At 67.1% G+C, this 13196-nt stretch carries 12 protein-coding genes; 6 read left to right on the top strand and 6 right to left on the bottom strand.

All coding sequences use genetic code 11. From position 1 onward, the window contains the following. From RMN84_RS04215 to RMN84_RS04195, 5 genes are all read right to left on the bottom strand, one after another. Positions 1-836: pilus assembly protein N-terminal domain-containing protein (locus RMN84_RS04215; protein WP_309610950.1), on the bottom strand; the 836-nt coding region annotated here is incomplete at its 3' end. After that, a complete protein-coding gene (cpaB, locus tag RMN84_RS04210) occupies positions 826-1722 on the bottom strand; it encodes a Flp pilus assembly protein CpaB (RefSeq protein ID WP_309610949.1) in 897 nt (298 codons plus the stop codon). The genes RMN84_RS04215 and cpaB, both read right to left, overlap by 11 nt. A gap of 154 nt (positions 1723-1876) precedes the next feature. Beyond that, on the bottom strand, positions 1877-2068 hold the full coding sequence (locus RMN84_RS04205) for a Flp family type IVb pilin (RefSeq protein WP_309610948.1): 192 nt from the start codon (positions 2066-2068) through the stop codon (positions 1877-1879). A gap of 36 nt (positions 2069-2104) precedes the next feature. Next, positions 2105-2296: a Flp family type IVb pilin gene (locus RMN84_RS04200; RefSeq protein WP_309610947.1), complete on the bottom strand. Its 192-nt coding sequence runs from the start codon at positions 2294-2296 to the stop codon at positions 2105-2107. Positions 2297-2735: 439 nt separating this feature from the next. After that, positions 2736-3509, bottom strand: a complete 774-nt coding sequence (locus RMN84_RS04195) for a DUF2569 domain-containing protein (RefSeq protein WP_309610946.1) — start codon at positions 3507-3509, stop codon at positions 2736-2738. Positions 3510-3742: 233 nt separating this feature from the next. Here RMN84_RS04195 and RMN84_RS04190 point away from each other — a divergent pair, with 233 nt between their 5' ends. From RMN84_RS04190 to RMN84_RS04170, 5 genes are all read left to right on the top strand, one after another. Continuing rightward, a complete protein-coding gene (locus RMN84_RS04190; protein ID WP_309610945.1) occupies positions 3743-5110 on the top strand; it encodes a glycosyl transferase family protein in 1368 nt (455 codons plus the stop codon). After that, a complete protein-coding gene (locus RMN84_RS04185; protein WP_309610944.1) occupies positions 5107-6273 on the top strand; it encodes a hypothetical protein in 1167 nt (388 codons plus the stop codon). The genes RMN84_RS04190 and RMN84_RS04185 overlap by 4 nt, the downstream gene beginning before the upstream one ends. A 93-nt stretch (positions 6274-6366) precedes the next feature. Continuing rightward, complete coding sequence (locus tag RMN84_RS04180) at positions 6367-7275, top strand: sulfite exporter TauE/SafE family protein (RefSeq protein WP_309610943.1); 909 nt, start codon at positions 6367-6369, stop codon at positions 7273-7275. Beyond that, the gene (locus RMN84_RS04175) at positions 7272-8042 is read left to right on the top strand and encodes a TIGR02186 family protein (protein ID WP_309610942.1); all 771 of its coding nucleotides are present in this window, start codon (positions 7272-7274) and stop codon (positions 8040-8042) included. Before RMN84_RS04180 ends, RMN84_RS04175 begins: the two co-directional genes overlap by 4 nt. Before the next feature lie 111 nt (positions 8043-8153). Continuing rightward, the gene (locus RMN84_RS04170) at positions 8154-9851 is read left to right on the top strand and encodes an ATP-binding protein (RefSeq protein WP_405051432.1); all 1698 of its coding nucleotides are present in this window, start codon (positions 8154-8156) and stop codon (positions 9849-9851) included. A 160-nt stretch (positions 9852-10011) separates the two neighbouring features. Here RMN84_RS04170 and RMN84_RS04165 read toward each other — a convergent pair whose 3' ends face one another. Beyond that, positions 10012-11466, bottom strand: a complete 1455-nt coding sequence (locus tag RMN84_RS04165) for a M23 family metallopeptidase (RefSeq protein ID WP_309610941.1) — start codon at positions 11464-11466, stop codon at positions 10012-10014. A gap of 146 nt (positions 11467-11612) precedes the next feature. Between RMN84_RS04165 and RMN84_RS04160 the strand changes: the two genes are divergently transcribed. Further along, a partial coding sequence (locus RMN84_RS04160) for a helicase-related protein (protein ID WP_309610940.1) occupies positions 11613-13196 on the top strand: 1584 nt, incomplete at its 3' end.

Genomic DNA, 13196 nt, shown 5'->3' with positions numbered 1-13196 from the left:
AAACTCGCGGTTTCACCCGACAAGGCAATCAGTGTCGGTTCGGCCAGCGTGGTCACCGCGCCCTTGGTCTCCAGCGCGTCGAGCGCCCCGGAGACGTTGCCGCCGAGAATCTTGAAGGTGCGCGAAAGGATGCCGAAGGAGTCGGCGATCGAGCCCAGCTGGAGGATTCCCTGCCCGGTCGAATTGGGGGTCAGGCTGGCGCCATTGCCGCTGACGCCGCCGAAATTATTATTGCCGCCGTTGACGAACATGCCGACGCCGATCTGCTTCAGCGCCGAGCGCTTCACTTCGGAGAAACGCACCTCCAGCATGACCTGCTGCGACGATCCGATCGACATCATGTTGACGACCTTGCCCGCCGCGTAGGTCGAGGCGAGCTGCATTGCGCGGTCGGCGGCCGGGCCCGACGAGACGATCCCGTCAAGGATGATCGAATCGTTGGAGATGCGCGCGCCGACCTTGTCGCCGGGCATCAGTTCGGACAATTGGCGGCGCAGGCCGATGACGTCGGGACCAACCGCCACATCGACGACGGCGATCAGATTGTTGCGCCGGTCGTAGAGGGTCAGGCTGGTCGTTCCGGCCTTCTTGCCGAGCACATAAAGCGAATGATCGGTCAGCGGGAGGACGTCGGCGATGTCGGGATTGCCGATCAGCGCCTTGCCATAGGCGCGGTCGACGCGGAGCACCTGGCTCTTGCTGACCGGCACCTGCAACTCGCCGGCGCGGACGCCGTCGCCGTCGCTGACGACGGTGATCTGGGCCGCTGCGGATGTTGCCATCCCGCCGGCGAGCATCGCGGCCAGCGCCGCCCCCATAAAGCGTTTAGCGGCCATTGTTCCCCACCTCATATGTGCTGCTGGTCGTGCCGCGCATCACTTCGACCTTGGTCGAGGACGGTGCCCGCCTGATGACGACCGGACGCGGACGCGACACGGCGACGCGGCGGACCGGGACCGGAGCGCCAGACGGCATCGGCGGCAGCGCGGTCGTGGCCGGGTGCGGTCCGACGGTGCTGCCGTACAGATTGTAGCGCAGGTCATTGAGACTGATGGTCTCGACATTCGGGATATTCTGCTCGGCGCCGGGCTTGCGCAGCACCAGGCTGAGCGTCCCGAGCTGCTGGCCCAGCGTCAGCTTCTGCGCGTCGACCGGCGACACTTCGAGCGTCGCGGTGCGCGAGACGACCGGCTGGCCGTCCTTACCCTGGGCGTCCTGATCCATCGCAATCACGCGGACATTCTGCAGCAGCACGTCGGTTACCTGGCCAACGCGATCGTCACCGATCGGCTGGCGCGTGATCAGGATGTCGACCGTATCGTTGGGCTTGACGAAGCCGGCCACGCCGGAGACGTCGTTGATGCGGACCGAGGTGGCGCGCATGCCGTCGGGCAGCAGCGCGGCGATCGACGCATTCTGGCCCTCGCCGGTCATGTCGGAGGAGAGCAAGGGCTGATTGATTTCGATCGGGCGGAGCGCAATGCGCTGCTTGCCGAGCGGCAGGAGGTCGGCAACCGTGCGATAAGTGCCGGGCGGCATCGTCGCGCTGGGATAGTCGACGAACTTGATCTTGTCCGGCGTGATCGCCGTGCCGTAGGATAGCGGCACCGACGCGACCGCGACTTTGGTTGTGCCGGTGGGCGAGCTGTTGAGCTGGCTTTCGCGCACGTTTAGAAAGACGTTGGCGAGATAAACCGCCACGAGGCCCAACAGGATGGCCACTCCCAGCGCGATCATCGATTGCCGTCTCAACATCGCATGCACCCCCCAGCGCGGTTCTAGAACCTGTCTAGCATCAATATCCGTCGTTTACACGACACTTTGTTTTGGGTCGAGACCGACGGGCGGCACCGTAACACCGCCCGTCGGGTAGGCGTTACTGGCAGGCCGCAGTAGTTGGCGGCGAAGCCTTGATGCAGTTGCTGGCCCGGTTCATCGAGTTAGCAACCGCCGAGCCGAGGGTCAGGGCAGCGATCGCGATGGCCGCGCCGACGATGGCGAGGATCAGCGCATATTCGGCCGCCGCGGCACCCGAATCGTCGCGCAGCATGTTCAGCAGCTTATTCATAGTTAATTCCTTATACAGAAGACGTGCCGATCGACCTTATTGACAGGCGGCGGTGGTCGGCGGGTTAGTGCTGATGCAGGTGCTGGCCCGGTTCATCGAGTTGGCGACCGCCGACCCGAGGGTCAGGGCAGCGATCGCGATGGCCGCACCGACGATGGCGAGGATCAGCGCATATTCGGCCGCAGCGGCGCCCGAGTCATTCTTCAGCAGGTTGATGAATTTCGTCATGTTAAAGTCCCCTATGCTCTGTGTGACTGGAGGAACCCGTCCCGGTCCTCCAGCCGCATGCATCGCGCAACGTCGAACATGTCCTTCGTGGGAGCCGGCGATACGACCAAATACACGGTTGTCCGGCACGCAGATGGGCAGGTCAACGACCGCTCAGCTGCTCATCGGCTGCGCTTGGGTTAAGAGCTTGTCAAGCAAGCCGATTTAACACCCGTTAACATCCTGGCGTGGTTAATTTACTATTTAACGTATTGAGGTTACCCGATTAACGCTTCCAGGCGGAGCATCGCCACCGATCGCCAAGGCGTTAATTTCTGTCCCATTTTCGCACGAATTGAAGCGTTTATGCCACAAATCCGGGTGTTTGGGGCGCCCGAGAATCGGGCCAATCGGCCGCTTTTCGCTGCTGAAGCGGGCCGAGTCGCGGGATCGTCCGGGGCTAGGCCGGCAGGCGGCGGCGGAAGGTGATGTTCACCCGCTGCGACAGCAGCAGATAGGGCGTCCACAGTGCGACGCTGATCAGCACCTTCTTCACATTACCGTCGAGCAGGCTGTTCAGCACGCCGGCGACATTGCGCGGCAGATCGCCCGCGGCGGTCACTGCCTGGGCGATGCCGAGCTGCATGGCGAGGTCGATCATCCAGATCACCGCAAGCAGGCGGGGGAAAAGGGGGACCCGGCGCAGTGCCGCGACGAACGCGACGACGTAGAGGCTGGACAGCAGCACGACGTCGAGCGTCATCATCAGGTGGAGCACGCTTAGCCAGTGCGGCACCGGGCCGAGCAGGGCGGGCATAGCGGCGAGATATTCGGCGGCGCGCACCGGCACGTTGAGGAGCATGCCGAGCAATAGCGAGACCATCAGCCCGCTGGTACCGTAGAGGGGACTGGTCCGCGCCTCGGCCACATCGACGCTGCGCCAGCGACCGATGCGGGCCAGCCGGGTGACCGGTTGCGCCAGGCGATCGCCATCGGTGAACCAGCGCAGGGCCAGCCCCATCGACAGCAACGGCGCGATGGTCAGCAGAAGGTAGGGCAGGATCATCGCGAGGTCAGGCGCGTGGCCACCGAGCGGACTGGTTACGACCCGCAGCGCGCAGGCGGCGAGCGCCAGGGCCAGCCACCAGTTCATGATCCGCGGCAGGCGATTCTCGATCGCCATCAGCATCGTCACCGACCGGGCGTGCAAGTGTTGGCGAACGGCGACGATCATGGTGCAGGCTATCCCTAAGCGAAATGCACCGCCCGACATAGCTGCAAGAGCGTTACGAGATGGTAAATGAGGCAGCGGCGATCAAGTTCCGTCGCCGGTTGCTGCTGCCGCTTGCTGCTGCTGCGACGCTGTGACATGATCACGGTGCTCGGACTTGAAATCAGAGGTTTCATGATTCGGGCCATCACACGCCGCAGCTGCACGACGATGATCGATCTCGCCCGGCGAGCGTCGTGAGCGGAACGTCGATTATCGTTGCGCTGGCCGAGGAGCTGGCCCTGTTCGCCGGTGCCGGCTTTCTGCTCTTCGCGCTCGACGATCTCGCGGTCGACCTGATCTATATCGCCCGGCGACTGTGGCGTGGCGCGACGGTGTACAGCCGCTTTCCCCGCGCCTTCGCCCAGACCCTCGGTGCGCCCGCGACGCCCGGCTGGCTGGCGGTGTTCATTCCGGCGTGGGACGAAAGCGCGGTCATCGCGCCGATGCTGCGCACGACCCTCAACCGCTTCGGCAAGGGCAATTACCGGCTGTTCGTCGGCCATTATCCCAACGACCCGTCGACCGGCGCGGCGATCAGCCTGATCGACGATCCCCGCGTCATCGCGGTCGAGCTGCCGCACGACGGGCCGACGACCAAGGCCGATTGCCTCAACCATCTGTTCGCCGCACTGCGGATCGAGGAAGCGCGGTTGGGGCGATCGCGGGCGATCGTCCTCCACGATGCCGAGGACGTCGTCCATCCGGCCGAGCTGAAGATCTTCGAGACGCTGATCGAGCGGGTCGCGGCGCTGCAGTTGCCGGTCGTGCCCCTGCCCGATCCGCACAGCCGCTGGATCGCCGGTCATTATGGCGACGAGTTCGCCGAGAGCCACGGCAAGGAACTGGTGGTGCGCGAGGCAGTCGGCGCGGCGGTGCCGCTCGCGGGGGTCGGCTGTGCCATCCGGCGTGACGCGATCGACCGGCTGGCCGAGACGAACGACGGCCTGCCGTTCGAGCCGGATAGCATGACCGAGGATTATGAGATCGGGCTGCGGCTCGGCGCAATGGGGCTCAAGACGATGTTCGTGCGGATGCCGGCCAATCCCGGCGACCGGTCGGCAGTGGCGACTCGCGGCCACTTTCCGACGACGCTGGATGCCGCCGTTCGGCAAAAGGCGCGCTGGATCGGCGGCATTGCCTTGTCGGGGTGGGAGCGGCTGGGCTGGCGCGGCGGGCTGGGCGAGCGATGGATGCGGATGCGCGACCGGCGCGGGCCGTTCGCCGCGCTGCTGATGGTCGCGGGCTATGCGGCCGCGCTGCTGTGGGTGCAGCTGGCGCTGGCCCATGCGCTGGGCGCCCCGATCGCGCCGAGTGTCGGGCCGAAGCTGATGGTGTTGTTGCAGCTCAATGCGCTGCTGTTGACGTGGCGGATGCTGGTGCGGGCATTGTTCACGACCGCGGCTTACGGTTTCTGGCAAGGCCTGCTGTCGGTGCCGCGCTTGCTGGTGGCGAACGTCATCGCGATCCTGGCGGTGCGCCGGGCGATCACTTTGCATGGCACGACCGGTCCGCGCCAATGGGACAAGACCAGCCACATCTTCCCGCGGGAACTGGGCGCGTGACCGCCTCGATCCGGTTTCTTGGGGTCGCGGTGCTCGGCTGGGCGGGGGTGCGGGCAGTCAGCCTGGGAATGATTCCGGGGACCGAGGCGCTGGCGCTCGACCGGCCGGTGCCGAGCGAAGCGGTCCACGCGACGGTCATCCCGCCGATCGAGCCGACCGAGTTTGCCCCGATCGACTCGCCGCCGCCGGGCGACGGGCAGGCCGGTGCGCAAGGCAGTGCAGAAGCGGTCGCTGCGCCCGCGACGATGGGGATGCCTGCCCCGCGACCGCAATATGCGCCGCAGCCGACCTACTACGTCCCCTATCCCGTCTATCAGCGGGCGCGCGCCTATGGCCAGTCGGCGGCGCGGGTGCGACCGGCCCAGTTAGACGAACCGATCGACATGCCGCCGCCGCGCCGGGTGCATTATGCCTCCCTGCCGCTGACCACCGAACTGCCGCCGGCGCGGGTCGCTTCTGCCGAGATGGCGGGCGTGCCGGTGCGCCCGACGTTCGCCGCCGATCCCACCGCTCCGCCGATGGTCCGGCATAGTCGGCGGCTCGAGCTGTCGAGCTGGGCACTGCTGCGCGGCAAGCCGGGCGATATCCTGGGGGCCAACAGCCTCGCCGCGAGCAGCGGGACGCTGGGCGGAAGCCAGGCCGGGGCGCGGCTGAGCTATTGGGTCACGCCGCACGTCGCCGCCAGCTTGCGGACCAGTACGCCGCTGGGCGGCGCGCGCGGCGGCGAAGTGGCGGCAGGCGTGCGCTATCAACCGTGGCTGAACATTCCCTTCTCGGTCACTGCCGAGCGGCGCCAGCGTTTCGGCCGGGCCGGCGGCCGCAATGACTTCGCGCTGTTCGTCGAAGGCGGGCTGTGGGACCGGCCGATGCCCTACGACTTCCGGCTCGACGCCTATGCCCAGGCCGGGGTCGTCGGCATTCGCGACCGGGCGCTGTTCGGCGACGGCGCGTTTACCCTGCTCCACCCGCTGTGGGGGCGGATTTCGGGCGGGTTCGGCATGTGGGGCGGGGCGCAGCCGCACCTCTACCGGCTGGACGCCGGCCCACGCCTGTCGATCCGCATGATGAAGTCGATGCGGGTCAACATCGACTATCGCCAGCGGCTGGTCGGGACGGCGTCGCCCTCGTCGGGACCAGCAGTGACCATCGCTGGGGATTTCTAGGCGTTTTTGGAGGAGTAGGGCGGCTGGCACAGTTCTTCGCAACAACAGACGCGCTTGGCGCGGGCGCGCGTTTCCGCTTAACGTCGGGCGGGCATGTATATCTACCTCCCCATCGCCGGCATGTCGGTCAACGCGCTGCTGATCATCGCGCTGGGGACGCTGGTCGGGCTGTTGTCGGGTCTGTTCGGAGTCGGTGGCGGCTTCCTCACGACACCGCTGCTGATCTTCTATGGCATCCCGCCGACCGTCGCGGTCGCTTCGGCCACGACCCAGATCACCGGGGCCAGCGTGTCGGGGGCGATGGCCCATTGGCGGCGCGGCGGGGTCGACGTGAAGATGGGGCTGGTGATGATCGCCGGCGGCCTGTTCGGCAGCATCGCCGGGGCGGGGCTGTTCCGCCTGCTCCAGACCAGCGGCCAGGTCGACCTGGTGGTCGGTTTTCTCTACGTCCTGCTGCTCGGGTCGATCGGGCTGCTGATGCTCAAGGACGCGGTGATCGCGCTCGGCTGGGTGACACGGGCCGAAGTGAAAGTGAAGGCGCGGCATAACCGGTGGGTGGCGAGCCTGCCGCTGCGCGCCCGCTTCGCCGCGTCGGGCCTCTATATTTCGCCGCTCGCGCCGGCCGCCCTCGGGTTCGTGGCGGGGATGATGACGGTACTGCTCGGGGTCGGCGGCGGGTTCATTCTGGTTCCGGCTATGATCTATCTGCTGCGGATGGCGGCGCGCGTCGTCGTCGGGACCAGCTTGCTGATGATCCTGGCGGTCAGCGCGGCGACGACACTGATCCAGGCGCTGACCAGTGGCGCGGTCGACATATTGCTTGCCGCGCTGCTGCTCGTCGGCGGCGTCGTCGGGGCGCAATATGGCGCCCATCTGGCAACCCGGTTGAAGCCCGACCTGCTGCGGCTGGCGCTGGCGGTGATCATCCTGCTGGTCGCGCTGCGGATGCTGCTTGGCCTGACCTGGCGTCCCGACGAGATTTACGGGATCGAGCTGTTGTGAGGCCAGCGACCGGGAGGCGCAGCGCAGCGACCCTGCTGGCGCTGCTGCTGATTGGCGCGGCCAAGCCCGACCTGGTGCCGGACGTGTCGGCGCGGCAGATCCAGATCCGCACCAGCTTCACCGGCGCGCAATTGCTGCTGTTCGGCGCGATCCTCTATCCCGGCGGGCGAGTGCCCGAGCGGTCGGCGGACATCGTCGTCGTGTTGCGCGGACCCGACCAGGCGATCCTGCTGCGCGAAAAGCAGAAGATTGCCGGCATCTGGATGAATGCCGACTCCAGCCGCTTCCGCTCCGCGCCGAGTTTCTACTCGGTCGCCTCGTCGCGGCCGATCACTGCGCTGGTCGATGCCCGCACGGCCGCCATTTACGAGCTGGGGGTGCGCAACCTGCAGCTGTCGCCGGGTGGCGGGGCGCTGCCGGACAAGGAAAAACGCTTCGAAGCCGGGCTGCTCGACCTGCGCAAGCGCCAGGGCCTGTTCGCCGAGAACCCACATGGTGTCGAAGTCAGCGGCGGGGTGCTGTATCGCGCCGCCATCTCCATCCCCAGCCAGGTGCCGGTCGGAACCTATACTGCCGAGACCTTCCTGATCGACCAGGGTCGGGTGACCGCCGCCGCGACGCGCGACGTGCACATCGGCAAGTCGGGGTTCGAACGCTATGTCGCGCTGGTCGCGCGTCGCCACGCCTTCTTCTATGGCCTCGCCGCGATGATCATGTCGCTCGGGCTGGGCTGGGCGGCGGCGATGCTGTTCAGGCGAAGGGCGTGATGTTGCGAAGAAGGGCTGGCACAGCACTTCCACCGAGAACAACGCACCTAACCCTATCTTAACCCTGCGCGGATACCCCTCGCTCATCGATTGACAAGGTGGGCCAAGCGCATGGACGACAATTCGAGCCTTAAGCAGTTCCTCGATGAAATGACGAGCTACGGCGAGACCGAATCGGCCGAGAATGCGAACTCACCCGCACCGCGCCAGAGCGCCGGCGTTCAACCCGCGATCGGCCGGGTCATTGAGATCGCCGGATCGGGCTCGCAGGTCGTAATGGACGTGTCGTCGCTCGACCTGCTGGCCACCAATCCCGATCCGTCGCTGGCGATGTCCGGCCAAGTCGGGAGCCAGGTCAAGATGCAGGTCGCCGGGGCGTGGCTGATCGCCAACGTTCGCACGCTGAAGGTCGGCGAGCAGGGCGAGGTCGTGGCCAACGTCGACTTCCTGGGCGAAGGCAGGTCGGGACCCGGCGGGCGGCTCGTCGATTTTCGCCGCGGCGTTACCCGCTACCCGATCCCCGGCGCCGAAGTGATGCCGGTATCGACCGACGACATGCGCGGCATCTTCGCCGCCGACGACAGCCCCCATATCGAGATCGGCACGGTCTATCCGACCGACGACATTCGCGGCGCGCTGTACGTCGATCCGATGCTGTCGAAGCATTTCGCCATCCTGGGATCGACCGGCACCGGCAAGTCGACCTCGGTCGCGCTGATCCTCCACCGCATTTCGCAGCTGAGCCCCGAGGGGCACATCGTGATGATCGACCCCCACGGCGAATATTCGGCGGCGTTCAAGAATTGTGGCGAGCTGTTCAACGTCGACAACCTCCAGCTGCCCTATTGGCTGATGAACTTCGAAGAACATTGCGAAGTGCTGCTGACCACCGACGGGGCCGAGCGGCAGCGCGACGCCGACATCCTCGCCAAGTGCCTGCTGGGCGCGCGCACCAAGGGCAAGTCGGCCGAGCAATATACCAAGGTCACGGTCGATTCGCCGCTGCCCTATCTGTTGTCCGACCTCAACACGATCCTGGTCAACGAGATGGGCAAGCTCGACCGGGCCGGCGACACGCTGCCGTTCCAGCGGCTCAAGACCAAGCTCGATGAGCTCAAGTCCGACCCGCGCTACACGTTCATGTTCTCGGGGATGCTGGTGACCGATTCGATGGCGGGCTTCATCGCCAAGCTGTTCCGCCTGCCGGCGCAGGGCAAGCCGATCTCGATCGTCGACGTGTCGGGTGTACCGTCCGACGTCACGTCGGTGGTCGTCTCGGTGCTGGCGCGGATGGTGTTCGACTATGCCATCTGGTCGCGGACCGAAGCGCAGCGGCCGCTGCTGCTGGTGTGCGAGGAAGCGCACCGCTACGTGCCCAAGGACGACAGTGCCAAGGGCCAGGCGGTGCGCAAGATCCTCGAGCGGATCGCCAAGGAGGGTCGCAAATATGGCGTGTCGCTGGGCCTGATCACGCAGCGGCCGTCGGATCTGGCCGAAGGTGTGCTGTCGCAGTGCGGCACGATCATCGCCATGCGTTTGAACAATGATCGAGATCAGGCGTGCGTTCGCGCCGCGATGCCCGAAGGCGCGCGCGGTTTCCTCGACGCCATCCCGGCGCTGCGCAACCGCGAATGCATTGTCTGCGGTGAGGGCGTCGCGATCCCGATCCGGGTGCGGTTCGACGACCTCGAGCCCGAGAAGCGCCCGGCCTCGAGCGACCCGAGTTTCGCGGCATCGTGGCGCGAAAGTGGCGGCGAGGCCGACATCATTGCCCGCACGATCCAGCGCTGGCGCGGGCACGGAAGGTAAGCGTCGCGCGCAGGCCGTCCGGGGGACGGCCGAGCACGACAGCAAGTCGCGCGTATCTTCACAGTGATTCACGGTAACGAGACCGATCCAGCGCTCACTGGCCAGCTGCAGGTCAAAAAGTTGATGCTACGCACGGTTAGCAGTCGTTCGATCTGGATCGTTATCCCCGCCCCACGCTCAACAATGCCTTTAGCCGCGCCTGAAACGCGGCCAGTGCGGGGCCTTCGAGGATGCTGCGGTTGATGAAGCGGACGCCCATCGGGTTGATCGCCTGGCCGCCGCGCATCACTTCGTAGTGGAGGTGGGGGCCGGTCGACAGGCCGCTGCTGCCCGAATAGCCGATCAGCTGGCCCTGGCGCACGGGGCTGCCCGGGCCGACGACGATGCGGCTCATGTGGCTGTAGCTGGTCTCGATTCCGCCGGCGTGGGCGAGGCGGACCTGCTCGCCATAGCCGCCGGACCAGCCGGCGCGTTCGACCTGGCCGTCGGCGGCAGCGACGATCGGCGTGCCCCAATGAGCGCCGAAATCAATCCCCCTGTGCATGCGGACGAAGTGTAGGATGGGATGAAAGCGTTCGCCGAAGCCCGAGGTGATCGGGGCATTGACTGGCCAGATCATGCCGCTGGTCTGCTGGCCGACGCCCGATGCCTCGAACCAGCGGGTCTGGCCGGCGACGGTCCATTTGACGAGCTGCAGCGCAGTCGATCCGGCGCGGTCGATGCCGGCGTAGAGCAGGGACCCGGCCTCGTTCTCGCCGGTCGCGGCGCGGCGGTTGGCGACGACCAGGTCGAAGCGGTCGTCGGGTGAAATCTGACTGCCGACGTCGATCTGGCCGGACAGCGCCTTGAGATACTCCTCGGCAGTCTGCGGCGTAACGCCGGCAGCGCGGAGCGACCAGTACATGCCGTCGCCGACCCGGCCGCGAATGCGCAGCGGCGTGGCGTCGACGGCGATGCCCAGGCGCTGGACTTGCAGGCCGGACGGCGTAGCGCGGATGACGAGTTCGCTGTCGAGCCCGGCGCGGAAGGCGATGCGCTCGACCGGGCGGACATCGCCATTCTTGCGCCCGAGCGTGATCGAGATGCTGGTGCCCGGCGCGATGGCGCCGGGAACGAGCGACTGGGCGCGGCCAGCGTCGCCATAGCTGGCGCCGAGGCGGGTCAGCAGGCGGGCGAGATTATCGCCCGGGGCGATGCGCGCGAACAGGTCGAGCGTCGGTCGTTCGGGGGCGCTGGTCAGTGGCTCGACGGCGGCGTTCGGCGCCATGGCGATGCCACTGTCGCTGCCCTCGGCGAGCGAGCCGACGCCGGCGGCGACGAATTGGGTTTCTTCCGCCTCGCCGACCATCGCCGGGCGACCGCCGGGGAGGGGGGCGAAGCCGGGGGCGAGCAGGGCGGTGGCGACGGTCAGGGCGCTGAGCGTGAACAGGCCGCGCCACCAGCGACGAGAGAAGAAATCCTGGGCAAGGTCGACGGTCATGTCGATGTCGCGCCAACCCTGCTTGCCGGTCACGCCCGGCCGACGCGCGCCAAAGCCTGACGGCGCGCGCGCGACAAGCGCGTGCGGCACCCCTGCCGCCCCGCGTCCCATCGGCCCGTCGTGTCGCGCCAGCATGCGTGCACCCCCGTGCCCCGGAGCCAAGCGACTCCTCCAAGGTCGCGATTGTCCTGAAGGTCAGTGGTTAATGTCAAATTAAATCGGTTTCGCACGCGGGACGAATGACGCTTGCACTTCGCCGCCGAGGTGCCACATTCATCGCCATGAGTAGGCGTGGTGACGGGGTCGTCCGGGCCATTCTCGGGCCGACCAACACGGGCAAGACCCATCTCGCGATCGAGCGGATGTGCGCGCATTCGAGCGGGGTGATCGGTTTCCCGCTGCGGTTGCTGGCGCGCGAGGTTTATGATCGGGTCGTGGCGGTTAAGGGTGCGGCGTCGGTCGCGCTGCTGACCGGCGAGGAGCGGATCGTGCCGCCCAAGGCGCGCTATTTCCTGACCACGGCGGAAAGCATGCCGGTCCCGAGCGGGATCGAGGAACCGGCCGAGGGCGGCGTGCCGCGCGATTTCGCCTTTGCCGCGATCGATGAGGCGCAGCTCGGGATCGATCCCGAGCGGGGGCACGTGTTCACCGACCGGATGCTGCGCGCGCGGGGACGCGAGGAGACGCTGATCCTGGGGTCGGAGAGTCTGAAGCCGCTGGTGCGCAAGCTGCTGCCCGAAGCGGAGATCATCACCCGACCGCGCTTCTCGACGCTGCGCTATGCCGGTTCGGCCAAGTTGACCCGGCTGCCGCCGCGCTCGGCGATCGTCGCCTTCTCGGCCGAGCAGGTCTATGCGCTGGCCGAGATGCTGCGCCGTTTCAAGGGCGGGGCGGCGGTGGTGATGGGTTCGCTGTCGCCGGCCACGCGCAACGCCCAGGTGGCGATGTTCCAGCGCGGCGAAGTCGATTACCTGGTTGCGACCGACGCCATCGGCATGGGGCTCAACATGGATGTCACGCACGTGGCGTTCGCCGGGTTGGAGAAGTTCGACGGCAAGCGCGACCGGCGGCTGACGATCGCCGAAATGGCGCAGATCGCCGGGCGGGCGGGGCGGCACCAGAAGGACGGCACGTTCGGGACGCTCGGGCTGGGCGGGGAGAAGGGCCCGGCATTCAGCGAGGAGGAGATCGAGGCGATCGAGGAACATCGCTTCCGCCCGCTCGATCATCTGTACTGGCGCAATCCGGAGCTCGACTTCACCGACGTCCGCGCGCTGATCGCCAGTCTCGAGGAACCTAGCGGCGATCCGTTGCTGCGCGCGGCGCCGGTCGCCATCGACCTGACGGTGCTCAAGGGGATCGCCGAGGACCCCGCCATTGCCGCGCGCAAGGGGCGGCAGGCGCGCAGCCTGTGGGCGGCGTGCGGGCTGCCCGATTTCCGCAAGGTCGGGCCGATGCACCATGCGCGGATGGTGCGGCGGATCTTCTCCTATGTCGGCGAGGGCGGCCACATCCCGTACGAGTGGTTCGCCGCCGAGGTCACCCGGCTCGACAATGTCGCGGGGGATATCGAGGCTATCGCCGACCGGCTCGCGGGGATCCGGAGCTGGGCCTATATTGCTCAGCGCGGCGACTGGCTGGCCGACCCGGCGAAGGGCGCCGAGCGGACCAGGACGGTCGAAGGGCGATTGTCGGACGCGCTCCACGCGGCGCTGACCCAACGCTTCGTCGACCGGCGGACGGCGGTGCTGGTGCGCGACATCGGCGCGCGCGGGGCCGATGCGCTGCCGGTGACGGTGGCGAGCGATGGCGAGGTCAGCGTCGGGCCGGAGCCGATCGGGCATCTCGCGGGGTTCGAGTTCAAG

Origin of the sequence: Sphingomonas sp., assembly GCF_031380695.1 — a bacterium.
GTDB lineage: Bacteria > Pseudomonadota > Alphaproteobacteria > Sphingomonadales > Sphingomonadaceae > Sphingomicrobium.
This window is presented reverse-complemented; position numbering and strand designations above follow the sequence as displayed.

What these genes read in the sequence shown, in the direction of transcription:
- RMN84_RS04205 (WP_309610948.1), bottom strand. Translation starts at nt 2,068, where the DNA reads ATGAATAAGCTGCTGAACATGCTGCGCGACGATTCGGGTGCCGCGGCG.
- RMN84_RS04200 (WP_309610947.1), bottom strand. Translation starts at nt 2,296, where the DNA reads ATGACGAAATTCATCAACCTGCTGAAGAATGACTCGGGCGCCGCTGCG.
- RMN84_RS04195 (WP_309610946.1), bottom strand. Translation starts at nt 3,509, where the DNA reads ATGATCGTCGCCGTTCGCCAACACTTGCACGCCCGGTCGGTGACGATG.
- RMN84_RS04180 (WP_309610943.1), top strand. Translation starts at nt 6,367, where the DNA reads ATGTATATCTACCTCCCCATCGCCGGCATGTCGGTCAACGCGCTGCTG.
- RMN84_RS04170 (WP_405051432.1), top strand. Translation starts at nt 8,154, where the DNA reads ATGGACGACAATTCGAGCCTTAAGCAGTTCCTCGATGAAATGACGAGC.
- RMN84_RS04165 (WP_309610941.1), bottom strand. Translation starts at nt 11,466, where the DNA reads ATGCTGGCGCGACACGACGGGCCGATGGGACGCGGGGCGGCAGGGGTG.